The organism is Microcoleus sp. B3-A4 (assembly GCF_036705385.1).
Taxonomy (GTDB): Bacteria; Cyanobacteriota; Cyanobacteriia; order Cyanobacteriales; family Microcoleaceae; genus Microcoleus.
The window spans coordinates 1-1,661 of the sequence record NZ_JAUBUI010000208.1; the positions used below are offsets into that span (position 1 = coordinate 1).

At 46.1% G+C, this 1,661-nt stretch carries 1 protein-coding gene; it reads left to right on the forward strand.

The annotated features are described in order from the left end of the window. The first annotated feature begins 278 nt into the window (after positions 1–278). Positions 279–1,649, forward strand: coding sequence for an IS110 family transposase (locus QUB33_RS29395; RefSeq protein ID WP_445299576.1), 1,371 nt, complete (start codon positions 279–281; stop codon positions 1,647–1,649). Positions 1,650–1,661 lie beyond the last annotated feature (12 nt).

The following is a 1,661-nucleotide window of genomic DNA, read 5'->3' on the forward strand; positions in this document are numbered from 1 at the left end:
GAGCGTTCCACGGGCGCCGCACGCCCGTTATGAATCAAAGAAACAGTTTCGCTCGCCCAAAAGTTGCCAGCGATCGGATATATTACCCCTGTGTCCCGATAGTCAGACCGACAAGTCAATGGTGCTTCTTTGAGCCTGATTTAGAGCGTGGTTGTGGGCCAGATGGTTATGACATTGGTGAAGAGGTCATCGCCTCTATCCCGTTTAGGAGAATATAACATCTCTTCGGCCCACCGATTGGGACACCTGAAAGTTCGATCGCGAAAAGGAGTCATCTAATGATCCGACGCCAGACAAACAAACCTGTTACGGGTGAAATGTCGAATTTCACACAGATTAACCCAAATGCCGCAGGCATAGATATTGGTTCTGCTGAACATTGGGTTTGCGTCCCACCCGATAGAACCCAACAAAATGTGCGTAAATTTGGTTGTTTTACCCCTGACTTAATTGAGATGGCATCTTGGTTGTTGGAATGTCGAATAGACACCATCGCAATGGAATCGACAGGAGTCTATTGGATACCAGCCTTTCAAATTCTCGAAGAAAGAGGTATCGAAGTCAAACTGGTAAATGCCCATCACGTCAAAACCGTACCGGGTAGAAAAAGCGATGTTTTAGATTGTCAGTGGTTGCAACAGCTACATACCTACGGTTTATTGTCCGGTTCCTTTCGCCCTGACGCTCAAATTTGCGTTCTTCGCAGTTACATTCGCCACCGCGATAACTTAATCAAAAGTAGTAGCGCCCACATACTGCGGATGCAGAAGGCATTAATTCAAATGAATCTGCAACTAAATAAAGTCATCAGTGACATCACAGGAGTCACAGGGATGGCAATTATCCGCGCCATTGTAGCTGGAGAAAGGAATCCTCAAGTCTTAGCCGAATTGAAAAATTCTCGGATTAAAAGTAGTACCGCAGATCTTGCCAAAGCCTTGACTGGAGACTATCGAGCTGAGCATATATTTGTGTTAAAACAAGAGTTACAACTTTACGACATCTATCAAGGACAAATTGCTAGCTGCGATGTCGAGATTGAGCGATATTTAGCTAGCTTTGGCGGTCAGGAAAACAATCCCCCACCAGACCCTCCCAAACGCGGTAACAGAAAGCCCAGAGGTCATGAACCCACTTTTAACTTACGCAACCATTTGTATCGGATTAGTGGAGTAGATTTTACCCAAATCCCTGGTTTGGATGCCCTCACAGTACAAACCCTGCTGTCGGAAGTCGGATTAGATGCTACTCGTTTTCCTACAGTTAAACACTTTTGTTCATGGTTAGGGTTGTGTCCAGGTTCGAGGATTACCGGCGGTAAAGTCAAAAGTTCTCATACCCGTCAAGTAGTTAATCGGGCTGCTAATGCCTTCCGTTTGGCTGCTCAATCTTTATCTCGCTCTCAATCAGCTTTAGGGGCTTTTTATCGTCGGCTGCGCGCTCGATTGGGGGGCCCTGGGGCTAATACCGCCGCTGCTCACAAGCTAGCCCGCATCTTTTATCATCTTTGGAGTACAAAAACCGCTTATGCCGATGCAGGTGCTGACTATTACGAACAGAAATATCGACAACGGATCGTCTCTAAGCTGGAGAAAACTGCGGAGTCTTTTGGGTTTGAGCTAATTGCTAAAACTCCGCAGTTAGATTAAGTTTCTTAGGAG

Excerpts from the sequence above, each read along its gene's own strand:
- QUB33_RS29395 (WP_445299576.1), top strand. The coding sequence starts at position 279 with ATGATCCGACGCCAGACAAACAAACCTGTTACGGGTGAAATGTCGAAT.